The organism is Bradyrhizobium niftali (assembly GCF_004571025.1).
GTDB classification, from domain to species: Bacteria; Pseudomonadota; Alphaproteobacteria; order Rhizobiales; family Xanthobacteraceae; genus Bradyrhizobium; species Bradyrhizobium niftali.
Genome location: NZ_SPQT01000014.1, coordinates 159,860 through 175,412 on the forward strand (window position 1 = coordinate 159,860; position 15,553 = coordinate 175,412).

Consider the following 15,553-nt stretch of genomic DNA (forward strand, 5'->3'; position numbering starts at 1 on the left):
GGCACACTGCACTCCCTCCCCCCTTGCGGGGGAGGGCAGGGAGGGGGGTAGCTCAGGAAAAGGTGTGTGTTTGGCGGTCGCACAAACGTCTATCGAGAGAGTCCCCGTGTGGACCCCCCTCCCTAGCCCTCCCCCGCAAGGGGGGAGGGAACGCACCTTCAGCGTCGCTGCAGTTCAGGCCGCCTTCGCCTGCACGTTATCGCAGAACTCCGCGAGCCGATCGGCGAGCCGCAGCGTCGCCGGGCTCGCATCCGGTGACGCCATCAGCGCCATTTCGGTCTTGTTGATCGGCGCAAAGCCGTCCTTTGCTGTCAGCACGCGATGATCGGCCTGGATCGACATTTCGGACAGGATGCTCAGCCCCATGCCGGCGGCGACCGCGGCCTGGATGCCGGCGAGGCTCGATGACGTGTAGGCCATGTGCCAGGTGCGGCCGGCGCTCTCCAGCGCGTGGATGGCGCCGGCGCGATAGAGGCAGCCCAGCGGAAAGCCGATCAGCGGCACCGACGGCGTGCCCGCGTCGATCGGATGGCTCTTGCTGGTGACCCAGTGCACCCGCTCCGGCCACACCGCGATGGCGCCCTTCTCGCCGGCCTCGCGCTTGTAAAGCGCCAGATCAAGTTCGCCGCGTTCCAGATCGCGGGCGAGGTTCTTGCTCTGGTCGGCGCGGACGTCGAGCCGCAGGCCGGGATGCGAGCGCGAGAATGTTGCCAGCAATTTCGCCAGGCGATAGGCCGCAAAATCCTCGGGAATGCCGAGCCGGATCGCGCCTTCGCTGTCGGGCTGGCTCAGCACGTCGCGCGCCTCCTCCGCAAGCGAGAGCAGCCGCCGCGCATAGGACAGCAGCCGCTCGCCGGCCTCGGTGGGACGCACGTCCTTGCCGTCGCGGTGCAGGAGCACCTGGCCGACATCCTCCTCCAGCCGCTTGATCTGCTGGCTGACGGTCGACTGCGTGCGGTGGACGCGCTCGCCGGCGCGGGTGAAGCCGCCGGCCTCCACGACCGAGACGAAGCTGCGCAGAAGCTCGAGATCGAGCATGGGCGCCTCCATTCGAAAATCCACTGATCGGAAGTTAATCATTTAATTTCCAAATGGCAAGCGGGCTCCCTAGATCGAGGGCTCAGGAGAATGCCCCCATGTCGCTCGCCCCCTCGATTCCCGTTCCCCGCAGCCGCTTCAACACGCTGCCCCTCGCTATCGGACTGTTCTGCCTGCTCTGGAGCTATGCCTTCGTCGCCGGCAAGATCGGCGTCACCCATTGCCCGCCGCTGATCCTGCTCGCCGCGCGCTTCTCGCTCGCCGGCATCTTGATCCTCGGTGCGACGCTGATCCGCGGCGACGACTGGTCATTGTCCTGGCGCGATGTCGCGATCTTCGCCGTGCTCGGCATCGCCAACAACGCGCTCTATCTCGGGCTCGGCTACACCGGCCTGCAATCGGTCTCGGCCGGGCTCGGCGGCCTGATCGTGTCGGCCAATCCGGTGTTCACCGCGGCGCTCGCCGCATTGCTCCTTGGCGAAGGCATGACCTGGCGCAAGGCGAGCGGTCTTTTGCTCGGTGTCATCGGCGTGACGGCGATCGTCTGGCACCGCCTGTCGGTTGGCACCGATTCGCTGCACGGCATCGTGTTCACGCTGGCCTCGCTCGCCTCCATCGTCCTCGGCACGATCCTCTTCAAGCTGCTCGCGCCGAAGGGGTCCTTGTGGATCGGCAACGGCGTGCAGAATCTCGCCGCCGGCATCGTGCTGACGCCGGTTGCGCTCACCTTCGCCGACGTCCATGCGATCGATTTCACCGCGAGCCTGGTCGGCGCCTTCGCCTTCCTCGTGCTCGGCGGCTCCATCCTGGCCTACTGGCTCTGGTTTCATCTCCTGAAAGTGTGTGGCGCCACGGCTGCCAGCGCCTATCATTTCCTGATGCCGCCGCTCGGCATGCTGTTCGCTTTCCTCGTGCTCGGCGAGCATGTCGAGGCGAGAGACCTGCTCGGCATCATCCCGGTCGCGCTCGGCATCTATCTGGTGACGCGGCCGGCCGCGAAGCCTGTGTCGTAGAAGGAGTTATTCATGCCCATCTCCATCACCCTGATCGGCGGCCCGACCGCGCTGATCGAGATCGACGGCTTCCGCCTGCTCACCGATCCGACCTTCGACGATGCGCACTCCGCCTATCAGCTGCCGCATGTGACGCTGGAGAAGACCATCGGCCCCGCGATGAAGGCCGATGCGATCGGCCCGGTCGACGCGGTGCTGCTCAGCCACGACCAGCATTCGGACAATCTCGACAATTCCGGCCGCGAGTTTCTCAAACATGCGAAGCGCGTGCTGACGACAGAGGCCGGCGCCAGGCGCCTCGGCGGCCATGCCGAAGGCCTTGCGCCCTGGGCGACCTCGCATGTGAAGGATCGTGACGGCAATTCACTGACGATCACCGCGACACCAGCGCGCCACGGTCCGGCCGGCATCGAGCCGCTGTCGGGCGATGTCATCGGTTTCGTGGTGTCCTCAAACCGCAAGGACACAAGCGCGGTCTATATCAGCGGCGACACCACCTGGTTCGACGGTGTTGCCGAGGTCGCGCGGCGTTTCAAATGCCGCGTGGTGCTGCCGTTCGCGGGCGCTGCGCAGACGCGCGGGCCGTTTCATCTCACCATGGACACCAACGACACCATCGAGACCGCACGCGCCTTTCCCGACGCGGTGATCGTGCCGCTGCATACCGAAGGCTGGGCGCATTTCCGCCAGAACGGCGAGGATCTGCGCAAGACGTTCGACATGCTCGGCTTCGGGACGCGATTGCGATTGCTGGAGCCGGGCGTGCCGACGGTGATCGAGGCGCCGTAGTCTCAATTGTCATGCGCGGGGCATCCAGTACGTCGCGGCGATTGTTGTGAGAGCGAGATGCCTGACGCCGGCCTCTGGAATACTGGGTCGCCCGGTCAAGCCGGGCGACGAAGAGAGGGGAGGTGGCGTTACCTCAATCCTTCCGGAAAACGATCGACGCCATCCACCCCGTCATCAGCGCCATGGCCGCGGTGGCGAGGCCGTAGATCAGGCCGTTCTGTCGCGCGGTCGTCGCGACGAACTGTTCGAAACCGACCTTGACGATCTCGAAGGCGGTCTCGGTCTTGCCGATGAATGCGCCGCCCGCGAACAGCTTGATCTCGACCTCGTAGGTGCCGATCGGTACCTCCGCCGGCAGCGGAATGCCGGTGCGGAACAGCGTCGGTGTCAGGAACGTCACGGCGCTCGTATCCTCGCGGTAGAGGCCGCGCTGGGTGCGCAGGCGGATGAAGGCGGAGCGGAATGCGTCGTTCGGCACCACGTCGGCATAATCGCCGCTGACTCGTTGGGTCAGCAGCACGTTGTTCAGCCCGATCTGCTGCCGCCGTGCGATGTCGGGCGAGGTGATGACGTCGAACGGGCGGTTGGCGAACAGCGCCAGATAGCTCGGCACCTGCAGGAACTGCCGGTAGTCGGTGTTGATCCAGATGCCGAAAGTGCGCTCCTTGCGCCGTGTCACCATGTCGGCGCGCGGGCCCATCACGGTGACCACGAGGTCGTAAGCCGTGCGATCCGCGGGCGTCGTGGCGTCCTTCTCGACCGAGCCGAACAGCACCAGCTCCTCGCCGGAATAATTCGGCGTCACGGTGACGCGGTGGTTGGAGACCGACACGATCAGCCGCTCGGCCCGCGCGGCGCTGCCGAGCAACAGGACGAGCACGACTGCGAGAAGCGCGCGTGTCATCCGCTCACCCCCAGCTCACGGATGGTGAAGAGATCCTCCGGCCGGATCACCAGCTCGATCACAAAGCGGACGCCGACCGAGAGGATCAACAGGCCCAGCAGCAGCCGCAGCTGCTCGCCGCGGATCTTCTGGCCGGCCCGCGCGCCGAACTGCGCGCCGGTGACGCCGCCGACCATCAGGATCAGCGCCAGCACGGCATCGACGAGGTGATTGGTCACCGCATGCAGCATGGTCGCGAGCAGCATGGTGGCCACGGTCAGGACCATCGAGGTCCCGATCACCGTCGAGGTCGGCACCCGCAGCAGGTAGATCATGATCGGCACCAGGATGAAGCCGCCGCCGATGCCCATGATGGCGCCGATAAAGCCGATCATGATGCCGACGATGACCACGGGGATCACCGAGAGATAGATCTTCGAGCGCTTGAACCGCATCTTCAGCGGCAGGCCATGGATCCAGTTGTGCGTGCGTCGCGGCGGCACCGCGCCGCGCCGGGTCCGCATCAGGGCGCGCAGGCCTTCGGAGAACATCAGGCTGCCGACGGTGGTGAGCAGCACGACATAGGACAGTGCGATCATCAGGTCGAGCTGGCCGAGTGCGCGAAGCTGCGTGAAGGTCCATACCCCCAGCGCGGTGCCGGTTACACCGCCGCAGAGCAGCACGCTCGCCAGCGCCGGATCGATCGCGCGCCGCCGCCAGTAGGAGATCGCGCCGGAAAAGGAGGAGGCCGCGATGTGGCTCGCGACCGAGGCGACCGCGACCGCCGGCGTGATGCCGATGAAGATCAGCAGCGGCGTCATCAGGAAGCCGCCGCCGATCCCGAACATGCCGGAGACGAAGCCGACCGCCGCGCCCATCGCCAGCACCAGGAAGACGTTGACCGGAAGATCGGCGATCGGGAGATAGAGCTGCATTGAACGACGCACCGGCGAGACGGATCGACGAGCGCGGAATGCTCGCGGGAAGATCGGAACGATTGCCGCGTCCCTCAATAGCCGAATTCGCCGGCGGAGGGATCAGGAATCTTGGGCGTTGCGAATGGGCTAAGAGGGATCAGATCACTGCTTCGCTGCGAGCGGAGGATTCCGCCACATTCTCCGCCGTCATGCCCCGGCTTGACCGGGGCATCCAGTACGCCGCAGCTTCTCCGCATCCAACCGGCGTCTTTGGAATACTCGGTCGCCCGGTCAAGCCGGGCGCCGACAAGAGGAGAAAGCGTACTCAACCGCTCAATGCGCCGCGGACGCCGAGCGCTTGGTCGCGACCGGTTTCGGCGCGGGCTTGGCGTTCGCCTGCGGCGCGCTGTCCCAGCCGCCGTTCGGGGCCGGGACGTTGACGGCGTCGTCGGGCTGCGGTTCGGCGCTGAAGGTCTGGATCGCGAGCTTGGCGGCGGCGAGCGATTGCGGGTCGAGGCGCTTCGCCACGTCGTCGCGCTTGCCCGCCGCGTCCGCATCGCCCTGGGCGGCTGCGAGGCTGAACCACTTGTAGGACTCGGCGAGGTTCTGCTCGACGCCGATGCCGCGGGCATAGAGGATGCCGAGATTGAACTGGCTGTCGGCGACGCCGCGGTCGGCCGCCTTGCGGAACCACTGCGCCGCGCGATTGTAATTGGCACCGCGTCCGCCGCCGTCGGCATCGAGCACCGCGAGATTGTGCATCGCCTTGGCGCTGCCGCGCTCGGCGGCCTGCGTGTAGTAGCGGCGGGCGATGTCGGCGTCCTTCTTCACCCCGAGGCCCTTCTCGTAGAGCGTGCCGAGGCGGAAGGTTGCGGGCACCACGCCGGCCTGCGCCGCGCGGTCGTACCATTTCGCAGCTTCGTCGTAGTTTGCAGCGACGCCCTTGCCTTCGGCAAAGCGCATGCCGATTTCGTAGGCGGCGGTCGCATCGCCCTTCATCGCGGCGGTGCGCAAGGCCGGGCCGCCGATACCGTCAGGCAGCTTTTCGCTCGGCGGCACCTGGATGAGACCGAGCCGCGCGCGGCTGGCGCCCGAGAGCGCGCCGGTGACGTCGCTGGCGGCAGGCGGCACGGGAGCAGGAGCGGGCGGGATTTCGACCGAGGCCGAGCTGCCGGAATTGGGCGTGGGCGCCGGCGCGGCATTGTTCTGGGATTGCCGTCCGATCGGCGTCGGTGAGGTCATCGAGGGCGTGACCTGCTCGGGCGTGGCGGGCTTGGTCTCGACCGGGGGCGGCGGGGCCTGCGGCGCGGGCTGGCTGGACGTGTTCTCCATCGCCTGCGGCGCCGGCGGCGCACTGCCACCATCGAGCAAGTTCATCGCCATCTTGAAGGTGCCGAGCACGATCACGACCACGCTCGCGCCGACCAGCAGCGAGCGAATCTTCGAGGTGATGGTCGAAGCGCCTTCCTGGCCCTTGTCCTTGGCGCGGGCGATTGCGGCCTTGGCGCCACGGGCCGGCTTCTCAGGCGGCTGCGCGGCGGCGGCCTGGGCGGCGCGGCGCGCGGCCGCGATGAAGCTCGACGACGACACCGGCTCCTTCGGAGCAGTGGGAACTCCGCTGATCGCGCTTTCGGACGCGGCAATGCGCTCCGACGGCGTGGCGACGCGCCCACCCGGCCGTGTGCCCGGCTCGAGCGGATGGTCCGGCGGCAATTCCGGCGCGAGCGCACCGCGCGCGGGCGCGGTATGCGGCTCCAGGATTTCGCTGATCGCGCGCGGCGGCAAGGGTGGTGCGGCTTGCGGCGCCGTCGTCGCCATCGGGACCGGCGGCGGAGCGGCCGGTGCCGCGGCGGCGTGGAATTCGCGCGGCGCGGCCACGAAGGCGGAATGCGCCGGCTGCTGCATGGCGGCCGGATTCGGCAGCTCAGGCTTCGGATCGTATTTCGGCTGCTGTTGCTGCGGCCGAGCTTCGCGCGCCATCGGCGCGGGCTCCATGGGCGCAGCCATCGGCATCGGCATCGGCTGCGGTGCAGGGGCCGGCGGCGCGGTGCGCACCGCGCGCAGATCGCCCTCGATCATCGAGAGGCGATCGACGACGTGGCCGAGCGCGCTGTGGACGGCTTCGAGCGAGTCCTGGGTGCTGCGGTTGGTCTCGGCCTGGCTGAAGCGGATGTCGGAGAGCTCGCGCTTGACGAGATCGACCATGCCGGAATCGGGGGCCGGCGCCGAATTGCGGCTCTCGGCGAGCGCGGAATAGGTCGCCTGCTGCCGCTCCAGGTGGCGCAGGATGTCGTGCAGCCCGTCCTCGACGCGGCTCAGATTGCCGTTGCGCGGATCGGAGGCGGCTTCGATCCGCTCCAGCAGATAGGAGACGCGCTGTTCGAGATGCGCAAAGGTCGAGGCCGAATCGTTGCCGACCTGCATGCGATCGAAACGATCCGACAGCGCACGGATCGCGGCTTCCAGATGTTCGGTGCTCTCGGCAGGCTGAGGCCGCTCGCGCGTTTCCAGCGCGGCGGTGAGTGCCGCGATGCGCTGCTCGAGCACGGCAAAGCTGTCGCCGGGGCCGGACGAGCGTGTGATCTGGTCGACCTTGGACGACAACAGCTGCACGTCCTCGGAAAGCCGTGCCAGCGCTTCGTTGGAGGCGACGTTGGAGACGATGCCGCGCAGCGCCGAGATCGCGCCTTCGAGCTGGCGCACCGTGGACGGATCGTCATTGGCGCGCAGGATCAGATCGAGCTTGGCGCCGAGATTGCGGATCGCCTCGTCATAGCCGGTGAGCTGCTCGGCTGGCGTCAGCGTGCGCAGCACCTGCTTGATGTCGGACAGCGCGTGCTCGATGCCTGACAGGACCTGGCCGTCGGTGCCGGACGAGCGGGTCTCGTCGATGCGACGGTGCAGCGAGCGGATTTCGTTTTCGATCGACTCGATCGCGCGGCGCGGCATCGCCTCGGTGATGGCGTGGCGGATCTCCGCAAGCTCGCTACGGAAGGCGTTGATCGCCTGCTCGGTATTGTCAGGGCGCTGGAGCGATTCGATCTGGCTCGTGATCTTGAGCAGATGGCGCTCGAGCGCCGAGAAATCCGGCTGCGGTGGTGGCGGAGCGTAGGCAGGCTGGGGCGGCGCCATGGGCGGGGCGTAGGGAGCTGCCGTGGGTGCAATCGACGGCGCGGCGCGCGGCGGCATCTGCCTGGGCGTAAAGCCGTCGAGCTCGCTCTGCCGCGCCGTGATCTCGGCGACGGCGACGTCGAACGAGGCGGGGCTCAGTGGCGGCGAGTTGCGATAGACCTGTGCGGCCGCGCGCTCGACCGCATCGGCCTGGCGCTGGCGCGTCTCGGCGGGTGCGGGCCGCGGAGGCTGCGGTTGAAGCTGCTGCGGCTTTGAGATTTGCGACAGGCGCGCGTCGAGCCGCGAGATCGCATCGTTGAGCTGGCGTGCGACGCCCTGCTCGCGCGAGACCTCTTGTCGTGAAGAGTCCTGGCGCGGGGTGGGCTTTGAGATCCGTTCGATCTGCTGGGTGATCGCGTCGAGCCGCTGGTGGATGTCGGCGACTTCGCGGCTCTCCGGACTCGGTACGTGATTCGGCATGTGTTGCGGACGCTGCTCGTAAGGTCCGCGAAAGTTCGGCGGGGCAGTTTCGCCGAGCGTGGAGTTCAGCCAATCGTTGAGTGACATGCCGGCTCTGCGCGCAGCAGCTTCGGCCCGCTCCCGGACGGAGGGATCGATGCCGTCAACACTCCACGATACGCGCGAATTCATGACTCTGTCCGGTTCCGACTCCGGCGCCCCACCCGGCACCTCCAGCCTCCCCACGCGTGCCGGTTGTAAAGACAATCGGATTTGGCGCGGGTCGTCTGCCTCGAAAACCGACTTTTTCCTGTTACGGTAAATAACGGGTTAAGGAACGCGTTGCCGATGTCTTAAAGTTGGGCGAGGGGAACCCGGGGGGTCCCCTCGTGGTGGCTGCGCGACCTGCTGCCCCTACACATTCCGTCGTCATCGCCCGCGAAGGCGGGCGATCCAGTACGCCGCGGCAGCTCGATTCCAGCCGCGCGGCCTCGGAGTACTGGATGCCCCGCCTTCGCGGGGCATGACACCGGTGGTGTGGTGACGGTCTCCTGTAACGTCGGGCCAGCCCCTCAGCCCTTCCCCTCGCGCTTGCCGTCTTCCAGCGGCACCACCGTGCCCTTGCCGCTCATCGTCGACAGCGCCGCGAGTGCCTCTTCGCAAAAATCGGCCACCATCTGCTCGTGGCGGGCGCCGAGGCGAAGCAGGAGCAGGTTGCCGAGATCGAGCCGGCCCTCCGCCGTGCCGTCCGGAAAACGCTTTTTGAGGATCCGCTCGTAATTCTCGTGCCGGTCGCGGTGGTGCTCCAGCCGGGCCATCAGATCGGTGCGCATGGGCTCGATGTCGATGCTGTCGAGCGCATGCAGCCGCACCAGGAGGTCGTCCTTGATCGAGGGCGGCGTGCTCGGCCGCGCGGCCCAGTGCCGCAGCGCTGTTCGGCCCTCGGGAGTCAGCGTATAAATCAGCTTGTTGGGCTTGCCGGATTGCACGACTTCGCGGCCCTGGATGTAGCCGCGGTCGCGCAGCTTGGAGAGCTCGCGATAAATCTGCTGGTGGTCGGCCTTCCAGAAGAAGCCAATCGAGGAATCGAACGTCTTGGCGAGCTCGTAACCAGTCATCGGACGTTCCGTCAGGCATGCGAGGATTGCGTCGCCCAGTGCCATGACTGGCCTCCTTCGTCTTCGATCTTGACCAACCAGCTTGACTTTATGCGCATCTGCGCATATGCGTCAATGTGCATATGGGACGGCTTCGGAGCGGGCCACAAGACCCACCCCGAAGATCCAGCAAAATCAACCTCTTCGCTACTGTGCATGGGGTTGTTTTCGCGTTTTTTTGCCCAGGCCTTTAGGGAGGCACCTGAGAATGACCGGCCTCGACTCGTGGTACGGCTACATGAAGTCCCAAGATCGCGCTGAAGCCCGCAAAGCGCTCTGGGACCTGCTCCATCCCGATGCGGTCTTCGAAAGCCCTGTGGTGCATTCGCCCCAGCGCGGCCGCGACATCACCTTCAAATATCTGTCGAGCGCCGAGAAGGTCCTCGGCGGTCCCGGCTTCACCTATGTCGGCGAGTGGCGAAGCGAGAGCGGCGCCGTGCTCGAATTCAAGAACGTGATCGACGGCATCGAGATCAACGGCGTCGACATCATCAGCTTCGATCCCGAGGGACGCATCACGAATTTCAAGGTGATGGTGCGTCCGCTCAAGGCCATCAACATGCTGCACCGCCTGATGGCGGAGCAGCTTGCCGCCCAATCATAGCGAATCCCACCATTTCAACGGCCATGCCGGGAGACCACCATGCCGATCTATAAAGCCCCCGTCGAAGACGTGAATTTCTTGCTCAACGACGTCTTCCAGATCGATCGTTACGACAATCTGCCCGGCTTCTCCGATGCGTCCAGCGACGTGCGCGAGGCGATCCTGGGCGAAGCCGCCAAGCTCGCCGAAGAGGTGCTCCAGCCGCTCAACCGCGTCGGCGATCTCGAAGGCTGCAAGCGCGCCGATGACGGCAGCGTCACGACGCCGAAGGGTTTCAAGGACGCCTTCAAGCAGGTCGCTGAAGGCGGCTGGCTTGGTCTGTCGGCTCCGACCGAGTTCGGTGGGCAGGGCCTGCCGGTGACGCTCTCCCAGGCCGTCAACGAATTCCAGATCTCCGCCAACATGGCGTTCTCGATGTATGGCGGCCTCACCATGGGCGCGACCGCAGCCCTGATCGTGCACGGCTCGCCCGAGCAGAAGCAGACCTACGTGCCGAAGATGGTGGCCGGCGAATGGACCGGCACCATGAACCTGACCGAGCCGCATTGCGGCACCGATCTCGGCATGCTCCGCACCAAGGCGGTGCGCCAGCCCGACGGCAGCTTCAAGATCACGGGCACCAAGATCTTCATCTCGGCCGGCGAGCATGACTTGGCCTCCAACATCATCCACCTCGTGCTCGCCCGCATCGAGGGCGCGCCTGGCGGCATCAAGGGCGTGTCGCTGTTCGTGGTGCCGAAATTCCTGGTGAATGCCGACGGTTCGGTCGGCGCCCGCAACGGCGTGGTCTGCGGCTCGATCGAGCACAAGATGGGCATCCACGGCAATTCCACCTGCGTGATGAACTACGACAGCGCCACCGGCTGGCTGATCGGCGAAGAGAACAAGGGCATGCAGGGCATGTTCGTGATGATGAACGAGGCCCGGCTCGGCGTCGCCGTGCAGGGGCTCGCGCAGTCCGAGGTCGCCTATCAGAACGCCGTCGCCTATGCCCGCGAGCGCATCCAGGGCCGTTCGCTGACCGGCACCAAGGCGCCGGACAAGCCGGCCGATCCGATCATCGTGCATCCCGACGTGCGCCGCACGCTGCTCTCGATCCGCGCCTTCAACGAGGCCGCGCGCGCCTTCGTGATCTGGACCGCGCTGAAGAGCGACGTCGCCCACCGCTCGGAGGATCCCAAGGACCGCCAGGCCGCCGACGACCACATGGGCCTGATGACGCCGGTGCTGAAGGGCTTCCTCACCGATTACGGCTTCGCCAACGCGGTGCAGGCGCAGCAGATGTATGGCGGTCACGGCTACATCGCCGAGCAGGGCATGGAGCAGTTCGTGCGCGATGCCCGCATCGCCATGATCTATGAAGGCGCCAACGGCATCCAGGCCCTCGACCTCGTCGGCCGCAAGCTGCCGCGCGACGGCGGCCGCGCCATCATGGCCTTCTTCGGCGAGGTCATGGCCTTCGCCAAGGAGAACGGCGGCGACGAGGCGCTGAAACCCTTCATCACCCCGCTCTCGGCTTCGCTCGGCCATCTCCAGCAGGCCACCACCTGGCTGATGCAGAACGCGATGATGAAGCCCGATAATGCGGGAGCTGCCGCAACCGATTACCTGCATCTCTTCGGCTTCGTCGCGCTCGGCTACATGTGGGCGAAGATGGCCAAGGTGACCAATGCCAAGATTGCCGAGAGCGGGGCGACGCCCTATCTCTCGACCAAGCTCGTCACCGGCCGCTTCTTCATGGAGCGGATGTTGCCGGAGACCGCGGCCAATCTCGCGCGCATCCAGTCGGGCTGCGCCACCATCATGGAACTGCCGGCAGAAGCGTTCTGAATATTTTCGCTTCACCCATAGTCCCGGCCGCGTCGCGGTCGTAACCGATAGCTGCAATCAGGAGGCTCCCATGGCAGATGCCTATATCTACGACCACGTCCGAACCCCGCGCGGCCGCGGCAAGGCCGACGGCGCGCTGCACGAAGTCACCGCGCTCGCGCTCGCCACGGTGCCGTTGAAGGCGCTGAAGGACCGCAACAATTTGCCGGAAGATTCCGTCGACGACGTCGTGCTCGGCGTGGTCGATCCGGTCGGCGAGGCGGGCTCCGACATCGCGCGTTTTGCCGCGCTGAAGGCGGGCCTCGGCGAAGCCGTGCCCGGCGTGCAGATCAGCCGCTTCTGCGCCTCCGGCCTGGATGCCGTGAACTTTGCCGCTGCCCAGGTGATGAGCGGCCAGCATGATCTCGTCATCGGCGGCGGTGCCGAATCGATGAGCCGTGTCGGCATCGGCGCCTCCGGCGGCGCCTGGCCGATGGATCCGTCGATGGCGGTGCCCGCCTATTTCATGCCGCAGGGCGTCTCGGCCGATCTGATCGCGACGAAGTACGGCTTCTCGCGCGATGACGTCGACGCTTACGCGGTGCAGAGCCAGCAGCGTGCCGGCAAGGCCTGGGACGAGGGCCGCTTCAACAGGTCGGTCGTGCCGGTGAAGGACATCAACGGCCTCACCATCCTCGCCAAGGACGAGCATATGCGTCCCTCGACGACGATGCAGTCGCTGGCGCAGCTGCAGCCCTCGTTCACGATGATGGCGCAGATGGGCGGTTTCGACGGCGTCGCCGTGCAGTCGCATCCGGAGATCGAGCGCGTCAATTACGTGCACCACGCCGGCAACTCCTCGGGCATCGTCGACGGCGCCGGCGCCGTGCTGCTCGGCAGCAAGGAGGCGGGCAGCAAATACGGCCTGAAGCCGCGGGCAAAAATCCGCGCGTTTGCGAACATCGGCTCCGAGCCAGCGATGATGCTGACCGGTCCGGTCGACGTCACCGAAAAGCTGTTCGCGCGCTCCGGCATGAAGAAGTCGGACATCGACCTGTTCGAGCTCAACGAGGCCTTTGCCTCGGTGGTGCTGCGCTACATCCAGGCCTTCGACATCGACAATGCCAAGATCAACGTCAACGGCGGCGCCATTGCGCTCGGCCATCCGCTTGGGGCGACCGGCGCGATGATCCTCGGCACCGTGCTCGACGAGCTCGAGCGTACCAACAAGTCCACCGCGCTGGTGACGTTGTGCATCGGCGGCGGCATGGGCACCGCCACCATCATCGAGAGGGTGTAACTGCGTAGGGTGGGTTAGCCCTGCAGATGCGCGAAGCGCATCTGCTTGGCGTAACCCACCACTTCTTTCCCCGCGGACTGGTGGATTACGCCTTCGGCTAATCCACCCTACGAGATCACCGTCAACCGCCGCGCCTGAGATCGGCTGCGGCACCGAGGAGCAACCAACATGGCTTACAAGAATTTCAAGGTTGAGACCGACGCCGACGGCATCGCGCTCGTCACCTGGGACATCCCGGGCCGTTCGATGAACGTGCTCGACGAGACCTCGACCAGCGAGCTCGATGCGATCGTCAAGGAAACCACGGCCGACGCCGCGGTGAAGGGCGTCGTCATCACCTCGGCCAAGGAGGCGTTCTGCGCCGGCGCCGATCTGTCGATGCTGGAAGGCATGAACCAGGCCTACGCCAAGGTCTTCAGCGAGCAAGGCGAGACGGCGGCGAACCAGATGCTGTTCGACCAGAGCCGGCGCTTCTCGCAGGTGCTGCGCTCGATCGAAACCTCCGGCAAGCCGTGGGCGGCCGCGATCAACGGCCTCGCGCTCGGCGGCGGCTTCGAGATCACGCTGTGCTGTCACTACCGTGTGGCGGCTGAGAATCCCAAGACGCGCCTCGGCCTGCCCGAGGTCAAGGTCGGCCTGTTCCCCGGCGCCGGCGGCACGCAGCGCGTGCCGCGCCTGGTGCCGCCGCAGGACGCGATGACCATCCTGCTCAAGGGCGATCCGGTCACGATCGACAAGGCCAAGGCGCTGAATCTGATCCACGCCATCGTTCCGGCCTCCGATCTCATCAAGGCCGCGAAGGACTGGATCAAGGGCGGCGGCAAGGCCGTCGCGCCCTGGGACGAGAAGGGCTTCAAGCTGCCCGGCGGCCCGGTGTTCTCCAAGGCCGGCATGATGATGTTCCCGGCCGGCAACGCGATCTATCGCCGCGAGACCTACGACAACTATCCGGCCGCGCGCGCGATCATGAGCTGCGTCTATGAAGGCCTGCAGTTGCCGATCGACGCCGCGCTGCGCGTGGAGTCGCGCTACTTCACCTCGGTGCTGCGCTCCAAGGAAGCGGCCGCGATGATTCGCAGCCTGTTCCTGTCGATGCAGGAGCTCAACAAGGGCGCGCGTCGTCCGAAGGACGTGCCCGCAACCAAGGTGAAGAAGATCGCCGTGATCGGCGCCGGCTTCATGGGGGCGAGCGTCGGCTACGTCTCCGCGCGTGCCGGCCTCGATGTCGTCCTGATCGACCGCGATCAGGAGAGCGCGGACAAGGGCAAGGCGCATGCGCAGAAGGTGATCGAGGAGCAGATCAAGAAGGGCCGCGCCAAGCCCGCGGATGCCGAAGCTCTGCTCGCGCGCATCACGCCGACCGCGGACTACGCGGCGCTGAAGGACGTCGACCTCGTCATCGAGGCCGTGTTCGAGGACCGCAAGGTCAAGGCGGAGACCTTTGCCAAGGCGCAGGAATATCTGAAGCCGGACGTGGTCTTCGCGTCGAACACCTCGACGCTGCCGATCACCTCGCTTGCGGAAGCCTTCAAGGACCAGGGCAAGTTCGTCGGCATCCACTTCTTCTCGCCGGTCGAGAAGATGATGCTGGTCGAGATCATCCTCGGCAAGAACACCGGCGATGTCGCGCTCGCGACCGCGCTCGACTATGTCCGGCAGATCGGCAAGACGCCGATCGTGGTCAACGACAGCCGCGGCTTCTTCGCCAACCGCTGCGTCGGCCGCTACGTCGCCGAAGGCAACGAGATGTTCCTGGAAGGCGTGCCGCCGGCGATGATCGAGAACTGCGCCAAGATGGCCGGCATGCCGGTCGGCCCGCTCTCGCTGTCGGACGAAGTCGCGCTCGACCTCGGCCTCAAGATCATGAAGGCGACGGAAGCCGACCTCGGCCCGAACGCCATCAACCCCGATCAGAAGAAGCTGATGGTGGAGATGGTCGAGAAGCAGGGCCGTCTCGGCCGCAAGAACAGCAAGGGCTTCTACGACTATCCCGAGAAGGGCAAGGGTCAGAAGAGCCTGTGGCCGGGCCTCTCGGCGTTGCAGCCGAAGCAGCTCGACCCCGACACGCTCGACGTCGAGGAGCTGAAGCAGCGCTTCCTGGTGGTGCAGGCGGTCGAGGCCGCGCGCACGGTGGAGGATCACGTCATCACCGATCCGCGCGAGGCGGATGTCGGCTCGATCCTCGGCTTCGGCTTCGCGCCGTTCACCGGCGGCACACTGTCCTACATCGACTTCATGGGCACGAAGAAGTTCGTCGAGCTCTGCCACAAGCTGGAAGCGAAATACGGCTCGCGCTTCACGCCGCCGAAGCTGCTCGAGGAGATGGCGGCGAAGGGCGAAACTTTCTACGGCCGATTCGCGCCGAAGAAGGCGGCGGCCTGATTCGCCCCAAGGTTATTTGAAGACAAAGGCCGGATCATCGATCCGGCCTTTTTGTTTGGGCGATGTCATCACGGTTGCGTCAGGAGGTTCC

Annotated in this window: 11 protein-coding genes; 6 read left to right on the forward strand and 5 right to left on the reverse strand. The window is 66.2% G+C overall.

What is annotated here, in order from left to right; all coding sequences use genetic code 11:
• Nucleotides 1-174: 174 nt before the first annotated feature.
• Entirely contained in the window at nt 175-1,038 is an 864-nt protein-coding gene (locus tag E4K65_RS23800) for a LysR family transcriptional regulator (protein WP_167771078.1), read from the reverse strand.
• A 98-nt stretch (nt 1,039-1,136) separates the two neighbouring features.
• Between E4K65_RS23800 and E4K65_RS23805 the strand changes: the two genes are divergently transcribed.
• Together E4K65_RS23805 and E4K65_RS23810 are read left to right on the forward strand one after the other, a co-directional pair.
• Nucleotides 1,137-2,051: a DMT family transporter gene (locus E4K65_RS23805; protein WP_135176224.1), complete on the forward strand. Its 915-nt coding sequence runs from the start codon at nt 1,137-1,139 to the stop codon at nt 2,049-2,051.
• Between the two features lie 12 nt (nt 2,052-2,063).
• Nucleotides 2,064-2,840 carry an MBL fold metallo-hydrolase gene (locus E4K65_RS23810; RefSeq protein ID WP_135176225.1) on the forward strand — a complete coding sequence of 259 codons (777 nt, stop codon included), beginning with the start codon at nt 2,064-2,066 and terminating at the stop codon, nt 2,838-2,840.
• Nucleotides 2,841-2,973: 133 nt separating this feature from the next.
• On the opposite strand, the gene E4K65_RS23815 is transcribed toward E4K65_RS23810, so the two are convergent.
• The 4 genes from E4K65_RS23815 to E4K65_RS23835 all read right to left on the reverse strand — a co-directional run bounded on the left by E4K65_RS23815 (nt 2,974) and on the right by E4K65_RS23835 (nt 9,373).
• Nucleotides 2,974-3,744 (reverse strand): TIGR02186 family protein, encoded by a 771-nt coding sequence (locus tag E4K65_RS23815; RefSeq protein WP_135176226.1) that lies wholly within the window; start codon nt 3,742-3,744, stop codon nt 2,974-2,976.
• Complete coding sequence (locus E4K65_RS23820; protein ID WP_135176227.1) at nt 3,741-4,658, reverse strand: sulfite exporter TauE/SafE family protein; 918 nt, start codon at nt 4,656-4,658, stop codon at nt 3,741-3,743. The genes E4K65_RS23815 and E4K65_RS23820 overlap by 4 nt, the downstream gene beginning before the upstream one ends.
• A 315-nt stretch (nt 4,659-4,973) precedes the next feature.
• Nucleotides 4,974-8,402 carry a tetratricopeptide repeat protein gene (locus tag E4K65_RS23830; RefSeq protein WP_167771079.1) on the reverse strand — a complete coding sequence of 1,143 codons (3,429 nt, stop codon included), beginning with the start codon at nt 8,400-8,402 and terminating at the stop codon, nt 4,974-4,976.
• Nucleotides 8,403-8,782: 380 nt separating this feature from the next.
• A complete protein-coding gene (locus tag E4K65_RS23835; RefSeq protein WP_135176230.1) occupies nt 8,783-9,373 on the reverse strand; it encodes a PadR family transcriptional regulator in 591 nt (196 codons plus the stop codon).
• Between the two features lie 202 nt (nt 9,374-9,575).
• Here E4K65_RS23835 and E4K65_RS23840 point away from each other — a divergent pair, with 202 nt between their 5' ends.
• From E4K65_RS23840 to E4K65_RS23855, 4 genes are all read left to right on the forward strand, one after another.
• Nucleotides 9,576-9,971 (forward strand): nuclear transport factor 2-like protein, encoded by a 396-nt coding sequence (locus E4K65_RS23840; RefSeq protein ID WP_135176231.1) that lies wholly within the window; start codon nt 9,576-9,578, stop codon nt 9,969-9,971.
• Between the two features lie 39 nt (nt 9,972-10,010).
• Nucleotides 10,011-11,801 carry an acyl-CoA dehydrogenase C-terminal domain-containing protein gene (locus tag E4K65_RS23845; RefSeq protein ID WP_135176232.1) on the forward strand — a complete coding sequence of 597 codons (1,791 nt, stop codon included), beginning with the start codon at nt 10,011-10,013 and terminating at the stop codon, nt 11,799-11,801.
• Nucleotides 11,802-11,871: 70 nt separating this feature from the next.
• Nucleotides 11,872-13,080, forward strand: coding sequence for an acetyl-CoA C-acetyltransferase (locus E4K65_RS23850; RefSeq protein WP_027542375.1), 1,209 nt, complete (start codon nt 11,872-11,874; stop codon nt 13,078-13,080).
• A 168-nt stretch (nt 13,081-13,248) separates the two neighbouring features.
• Nucleotides 13,249-15,462 (forward strand): FAD-dependent oxidoreductase, encoded by a 2,214-nt coding sequence (locus tag E4K65_RS23855; protein ID WP_135176233.1) that lies wholly within the window; start codon nt 13,249-13,251, stop codon nt 15,460-15,462.
• The last annotated feature ends 91 nt before the right edge of the window (nt 15,463-15,553 follow it).